This window comes from Vibrio sp. S457-15 (assembly GCF_000960545.1).
GTDB lineage: Bacteria > Pseudomonadota > Gammaproteobacteria > Enterobacterales > Vibrionaceae > Vibrio > Vibrio parahaemolyticus.
Genome location: NZ_JYOQ01000095.1, coordinates 1 through 7614, shown reverse-complemented (window position 1 = coordinate 7614; position 7614 = coordinate 1). Strand labels below are relative to the sequence as shown.

Sequence of the window (7614 nt, the reverse complement as noted above, 5' to 3'; positions counted from 1 at the left end):
AGCATCTCGCCCCTTACTGTTGTCAAAAGCATCTTTAACCTTTGCATCAAACTCTTGGCGAGTTGCTTCGCGTTGAATACCCTTGTGGCGATGCTTAATCCAATAATAAAACCCACTTCGAGAAACCTTGAATACCTTAACCATGCGGACAACACTGAAGCACAGCAAGTGTTCAAGCATGAATTCATAGCAATCTACTTTAGATTTTTCGCGAAGTAGGTGGCGGCCTTTTTTACGATATCTAGCTCTTCTGCTTGTTCTGCCAACTGTCTTTTGAGTTTGGCTACTTCAGCAGCTAGCTCTTGTTCTCGCTGACTGGTTGTAGTGTTTTTCTTTACAGTCTTGCTGCCGCAGCGACTCTCACTTTCTCTGCTAGCTTCAGAGTTTCGGCTTTAAATTCAGGAGAATGGATAATACGTTTCTTCTTGTTTGTCATGATTCACCTCGTTAGTGATTGTACTCACTTAACTCAGTGTCCAAAACTGCTGGTGCAGATCAGTTTCGTTTTAGAAGCGAAACTGGATAACTTAGAAGTGCCCCATTCTTACTTAGTACTATCACTCATTTACATACTGTTGATGTCTATTTTCACTAGCCAATGATTTCTAAACTAGATAATAACCTGGCGTTAGCTCATGAGCTAAATGGGCACACAGACACATTAAAAATGAGAACTATCCGCAAGTAATTGTGATTAGCAAGCATTGTGCGCTTTAGTTTCACTTCAATAACTGTCTCTTGTGAATTACTATCGAACAATACTAGTTGTATACCTAATCAATTGAATAAAAAAGGTCATGATATGCTCTTTCAATCAAAAATTCCGACCAAGTTAAAGCGTACGGTTTTAAGCAGTATGATTGCTTCCAGCTTCCTTTTAACCGGTTGCAGTGAGCCAGAAACAACACAGGAAGCAAATCCGGTAATTAACCCCGCTCTTGTAGAAGTGGTTGCACCGCAGCGTGCCTCTGATTTGGTGTTTAATGGCGTAGTTAGGGCATCTCAACGTGCTGATCTAGCATTTCGCATTAGTGGTCTACTGACAGATATTAAAGTCAATGAGGGTGACAGTGTCAAAAAGGGTGATTTATTGGCGACTCTAGATGATAGGGATGCAAAAAATGCCCTAGCTTCGGCCAAGTTAGAGTTAAAAAACACCAGACAAGAATACGAACGCGCAAAAGCCATTTTTGAGAAAACACAAGCGATATCAAAAGCGGAACTTGATTCCATAACAACACGATACAATCTTGCTAAAAACAGAGTTGAAGAAGCGCAACGTAAGGTTGAGTATACGCAAATATTTGCCCCTTTTGATGGCGTGATTGGCGACAAAAAGATTGAAAATTTCGGGCAAATTCAAGCGAATCAACCACTGTTTACTCTTCAGGATGTCGCTGCACTTGAAGTTGTTATTGATATTCCTCATAAAGTTATGTTGTCTGGCGTAAGAAATACACGAGCCATTGCAGAGCTTGCCTCTGTTCCAGAGCAGCAGTTTGATTTGTCTTTACGCACCTATTCGACTCAAGCGGACGCCAACACTCAAACTTACTCTGTCGTTCTAGGGTTCGATGATCTTAAAGGATATCGAGTCTTACCGGGCATGTCGGTTCGAGTATTCCCTGCGAATGATGAACCGCAAAGTGGTGAAAGTTTAGTGACGATACCGTTAACTGCAGTGGTTCCTGACAACCAAGGTAAGCAGTTTGTCTGGGTCGTAACCAGTGATAATCGTGTTAAGAAACGTTTTGTCGATGTGGGGACCGTGTATAAAGATCGCGTGGTCATCAAAGATGGCCTTAAACAAGGTGAGCAAGTCCTAATCGCTGGTGTATCTTCGGCCAAAGAAGACATGGAAGTACGCCCATATACTGATGAGAATGGAGCGTAAACATGGATATTGCACGTTATACCATCGCCAAGCGTACAAGCGTGTGGGTATTGATTGCGCTTACGTTAATCGGTGGTTACATCAGTTATTTGAAATTGGGTCGCTTTGAAGATCCAGAGTTTGTTATTCGCCAAGCCGTCATAATTACGCCATATGCGGGTGCAACCGCTCAGGAAGTTTCCGATGAAGTAACGGATGTGATTGAAGGGGCCGTCCAATCACTGCAGGAGCTTAAAGAGGTTAAGTCGGTTTCCTTGCTCGGCCGCTCGGAAGTCACTGTGGAAATAAAGCTGGAATTTTCCAAAACAAGTGACGAGTTGCAACAGGTCTGGGACAAGCTAAGACGCAAAGTAGCCGATGCGCAGCGGCAACTGCCAAGAGGAGCAGGGCCATCTATTGTTAATGATGACTTCTCTGACGTCTACTCTCTATTTTTTGCGGTGACGGGCGAGGGCTTTAGCGATAAACAACTGCAAGACTATGTCGATTCTCTACGTCGAGAGTTGGTGTTGGTTCCGGGTGTTGCAAAAGCCGCGACGCTAGCTGAGCAGCAAGAAACCATCTTCATCGAAATTGCGAGCGATAGGCTAGCAGAATACGGTCTATCGGTTAATAACGTCATACAAGTGCTACAAAAGCAAAGTGTGGTGACAGTGGCGGGCAACCTCGACAACGGTGTCATGAACATTCCGGTGATTCCACGTTCTAGCCTAACGAGTTTTGATGATCTGCGTAACCTTCAAGTCGCCGTCGGACAGAATAATGTCATTGTGACTCTGGGCGACATTGCTGACATCACTCGCGGCTATAAGACGCCGCCATCGATGTTAATGCGTTACAACGGAGAGCGAGCAGTTGGTTTTGGTATTTCTAATATCACTGGCGGTAACGTTGTGGATATGGGAGATGCGGTAAAAGCACGTTTAGCTGAGTTGGAAAGCCAACGTCCTCTTGGTATTGAACTGCACACGATCTCAATGCAATCGGAATCTGTTCGAGCATCCGTAGCCAACTTTATCGATAATTTGATTGCGGCCGTGGTGATTGTATTTGTTGTCCTTCTGCTGTTTATGGGGGTACGGTCTGGTGTAATCATTGGCTTTGTGTTGCTGTTAACCGTTGCAGGTACACTCTGTGTCATGCTCATTGAAGACATTGCGATGCAGCGCATTTCTCTTGGCGCTCTGATTATCGCTTTGGGTATGCTGGTTGATAATGCGATCGTGGTGACTGATGGGGTGTTGGTACGCTTAAGGCAAGAGCCCAACGCAGACAAGCAGCAGATCGTGTCTGAGGTCGTTAACTCGACAAAATGGCCATTGCTTGGCGGTACAATCGTCGGTATTTTCGCATTTAGTGCGATTGGTTTGTCTCCGTCGGATATGGGTGAATACGCAGGATCGCTATTTTGGGTCATCCTCTATTCAATGCTGCTAAGTTGGGTGTTCGCCGTTACAGTGACCCCTTTGCTTTGTTATGACTTTTTAAAAGTGACAGCTCAGCAGGGTGATGTCCCTCCGTCAAAAATGGTTGAGAGCTATCGTAGGGTACTTCAATGGGTCTTGCACCACCGCTTTTTAAGTTGTGGTGTCGTGGTGCTGGGATTGTTCGCTTCGTTGTGGGCAACTCAATTTGTTCCACCGGGTTTTATGCCTGAGTCACAGCGTCCACAGTTTGTGGTTGATGTCTACTTGCCACAAGGCTCCGACATTCGTCGCACAGAAAACGTCGTTTCGATGATCGAAAGCGATATTAAGCAAAAACCGGGCATTACCAATATCACCAGCTTTATTGGCGGCGGCGGACTTCGTTTCATGTTGACGTACTCACCAGAAGCAAGGAACGTCAGCTATGGTCAGCTGTTGATTGATATTGATGACTATACAAAAATCGCACCTTTGGTGGGTGAACTGCAATCAGAACTCGACAATAAATACCAAGACGCATCAATTAAAGTCTGGAAGTTTATGTTGGGCCGCGGTGGTGGTAAGAAGATTGAAGCTGGTTTTAAAGGGCCTGACAGTAAAGTGCTCCGTCAACTGGCAGAGAAGGCAAAAGCGATCATGCAGAACGATGCCAATTTGATCGCCGTACAAGACGACTGGCGCCAGCAAGTTCCAGTACTTGCTCCTGTCTATTCGTCTCAAGAAGCACAACGCTATGGCCTCACCACTCAAGAAATCAATGCGGCGATTGCTCAAACACTATCAGGGCGTAATGTCGGCGTTTTCCGCGAAGGGAACGATCTGATACCGATAGTGGTCAGAGCTCCGGAAAGCGAACGAGCGCATGAGAGAGCGATTGAAAATACCGAAGTTTACAGTGCGCAGGCAGGAAGCTTTATTCCAGTGAGTCAACTGGTAGACTCGGTAGATGTAGTGTATCAGGATGCGATCTTACGACGTATTAACCGTATGCCGACCATCTTAGTTCAAGCCGATCCGGCTCCGGGTGTTATGACGTCCGACGCCTTTAATCAAGTTCGTGAAAAGATTGAGGCGATTGACCTCCCATCGGGTTATGAGTTGATCTGGTATGGTGAATATAAAGCGTCTAAAGATGCCAATGAAGGTTTGGCGATTTCAGCGCCATATGGTTTTGCCGCCATGATCCTTGCAGTGGTCTTTATGTTTAACGCTTTACGTCAGCCACTTGTCATCTGGATGACCGCACCGCTAGCGATTATTGGCGTTGTCATTGGCCTTATCGCTTTTCAAACCCCTTTCGAGTTTATGGCGATCCTCGGCTTCTTGAGCTTAATCGGTATGATGGTTAAGAACGCGATTGTATTGGTTGATCAAGCTGACGCTGAGATCGGCGAGGGTAAAGCACCCTATAACGCCATTATTGAAGCGTCGTTAAGCCGAGCCAAACCCGTCCTACTTGGAGCGCTCACAACAATTCTTGGTGTCGCGCCACTATTGATTGATCCGTTCTTCAAGAGTATGGCGGTAACAATTATGTTTGGTTTGTTGTTTGCAACGATTTTAACCCTAGTGGTGATTCCGTTGTTTTACGCTGTGCTTTTTAAGGTAAAAGTAGAATAACAGGGACAAGTAACGTCGAATATTATTCGCCCTAGATTCAATGCCAGTCAGTCTATCTGACTGGCATTCTTGTATTTACCACTGCGCAACACATGATCAAGCATTAAAAATGCACAGTTTTCTTGTGTCATTCCCCATTCGTTGTGAATTCTATTAGGAATGAACCTTACTTTTTTCACTTTTGATATGCTTACTCTAGTTGCAGTTCGTTATTTTAGAGCAATGGCTCTAGTTTCTTGTCCAATGGTTCTTTAGAAGTCATGAGATACTGCTTATCATTATTTGGTGGCTCTTGTACGATTGTAGGGCTACACATTTGCTACATGAAATTGATGTTCTTGTGGTTTTTATAATTTAAGTGGCTGTTATTTATGTGTTTTTAATTGCATTGGTCACGCATTAACAGGGCGTTAGTTGCCAACGAGAAAAACGCAGCTAAAACAAAAATATTTAGGCCTAATGTCCGTGTGTTTTTGGCTAGGTTTTCGCATTTCAATTTTTAGTTATTCGGGTTTGTGGAAATCGTTCTCAGGTTTCTTTTGTGGTTGGATTTTCTGTTTCAGAAACCGATTCACTTGCTGAAAAGCAGCTCGGTGATATTGTCTTTTCAAAAGAGCTTTTTGGTGTTGTAAGTCCGTTTTCTACGGCGTTGCGTATTCCAAGTGGTTTCAGTGACAAACGCTTTGAAACTGCGCCTGATTTGAATTTACTAAAACACGTATAGCTAGTGTTGGCAAAGCGGCAATTAACTTCAAATCAAAGCTTTAGGTTTGGCAACTAACAAAGCATTTAAGAGGGATTCACAACGCTAGGCAGTTTTGGTTTGAATTAGCTTTAGTGTTTACGGCACAATGGTTTAGGTTAGGTGGTGGCGTTGTTCACCCCTTAATGCGGCGTTAGTTGCCAACGAGGAAAAACGTACCTAAAGAAAAATGTTTAGGGCTAAAGTCCGTGTGTATTTGGCTAGGTTTTCTTATTTCCATTTCTAGTTATTTGGGGTTGTGAAAATCGTGCTTTGGTTTCTTGTGTGGTTTGGATCTTCTGTTTCAGAAGCCGCTTTGTTTGTTGAAAGTCAGCTCTGTAACACTGTCTGTCTAAAAGAGCTTTTTGGTGTTGTTAGTCCGTTTTCTAAGGCGTTTTGAGTTCCAAGTGGTTTCAGTGACAGGTGTTTTGAAACTGCGTCTGATTTGAGTCTTTCAAAGCACATAAAGCCAGTGTTGGCAAAGCGGCAATCAACTTCAAATCAACGCTTTAGGTTTGGCAACTAACAAAGCATTCAAGAGGGATTCACAACGCTTGGCAGTTTTGGTTTGAATTGGCTTAAGTGTTTACGGCACAATGGTTTAGGTTAGGTGGTGGCGTTGTTCACCCCTTAATGCGGCGTTAGTCGCCAGAAAAAGCTAGCAATCAAAATCATGTTTCTAAGCTTAAAATTTGGCTGATGATTGTTTGCTATGCAGGCTCTTCATCGATGGTCAAAACTCAGTTTCAGCTGTTTCAAATCCAAAGTTTTGCAAGTGTCCAAGCGGTTTTTTGTTCTTTGGCGCTGACAGAACTGGGCAATCGAGCGTTTGTTCTTGGTTGCAACTCTGCCCGGTGAGTTTGTTGGTTCAAAAGCAGATCTACTCGCTGAAAAGTCGTCTTCTCTGGTGTTGTAAGTTCCACGTGGTTTCAGTGACTTTGTTGAAAGTTCGCACTGTGAGATTGGCTTTCCAAAAGCGCTTTTTGGTGTTGTCAGTCCGTTTTCTACGGCGCTGTTTTTTCCAAGTGGTTTCATTGAGTTGCCGCTTTGAGACTACGTCTGACTTAAGTGCATCAAAGCACATAAAGTTTGTTGTTCGCAAAGTTTAGTTCGGCTTAAAATTGTCGCTCGGTGCCTCGCGACTAACAAACTGCTCAAGAGGGATTCGCAACGCGTGGCATTTTTACTATGCGTTGAATTTAGTGATTAAGGTGGTTTGCGGCGGCTTTTGTACTGCGTTGATCCCCCCTTAGCAGGGCGTTAGTACGGGTTTGACATCAAAGGTCATAAGTTTTGGTGTTTATCTGTTTTGGCGCTCGTCTTTACACCTTTCAGTTCGTACCTTTCATGTTCTTTCCGGTGGCACTATATGCGGAGTGTTCGCTTTGATTTCACCATTTACGGTTTCTAACTTTTAGCCTATTTCTTTATTGCTTCTTCTTTTTCGTGGTTTTTACTAAGTCAAAATTGTGTTTCTTTGGTGTTGCTGTCGAAGTGCGAGGAACGAATCCTTTTCTAATTTGAAGTCAGTAAAAGTAGGTGAGTTCAGTACGTTTTTCTTCTAGCCAACTTTCGTCTCTCTATCGATTTTAAGTTTTGTAGCTGCCCGTCTCACTTCAGTGTTCAAAGCCTTTCATATCATGCAACTTTTCAATATTTTGGAGCGCATAAATAGAAGTAGCGCATGTACTAACAAATTGCTTAAGAGTGATTCGTAACGCGTGGCATTTTTACTTTGCGGTGGCTTATGGTGATTAAGGCGCTGTGCGGTAGCTTTTGTATTGCGTTACTCACACCTTAGCAAGGCGTTATATGCCAGATGAAGAAAGCCTAAAAATTCAGGTTAACAGCCTTGGTGTTTGGATCTTTGGGAGTCGAGATTTTTCGGTTTCAATCCTAGTTTTCTTTGGTTTGTGGCTCACTCTCGGGTT

General features: G+C 43.8%; 3 protein-coding genes and 1 pseudogene. 3 read left to right on the top strand and 1 reads right to left on the bottom strand.

Annotated elements, in window-relative coordinates; all coding sequences use genetic code 11:
• Nucleotides 1-436, bottom strand: a pseudogene (locus UF05_RS24450) (IS3 family transposase); the annotation flags it as partial.
• Nucleotides 437-802: 366 nt separating this feature from the next.
• Here UF05_RS24450 and UF05_RS08870 point away from each other — a divergent pair.
• From UF05_RS08870 to UF05_RS25675, 3 genes are all read left to right on the top strand, one after another.
• Entirely contained in the window at nt 803-1894 is a 1092-nt protein-coding gene (locus UF05_RS08870) for an efflux RND transporter periplasmic adaptor subunit (RefSeq protein ID WP_020840782.1), read from the top strand.
• Between the two features lie 2 nt (nt 1895-1896).
• Complete coding sequence (locus tag UF05_RS08865; protein ID WP_045545677.1) at nt 1897-4941, top strand: efflux RND transporter permease subunit; 3045 nt, start codon at nt 1897-1899, stop codon at nt 4939-4941.
• 541 nt (nt 4942-5482) lie between these two features.
• Nucleotides 5483-5665: a hypothetical protein gene (locus tag UF05_RS25675; protein WP_045545676.1), complete on the top strand. Its 183-nt coding sequence runs from the start codon at nt 5483-5485 to the stop codon at nt 5663-5665.
• Nucleotides 5666-7614 lie beyond the last annotated feature (1949 nt).

What these genes read in the sequence shown, in the direction of transcription:
- UF05_RS08870 (WP_020840782.1), top strand. Translation starts at nt 803, where the DNA reads ATGCTCTTTCAATCAAAAATTCCGACCAAGTTAAAGCGTACGGTTTTA.
- UF05_RS08865 (WP_045545677.1), top strand. Translation starts at nt 1,897, where the DNA reads ATGGATATTGCACGTTATACCATCGCCAAGCGTACAAGCGTGTGGGTA.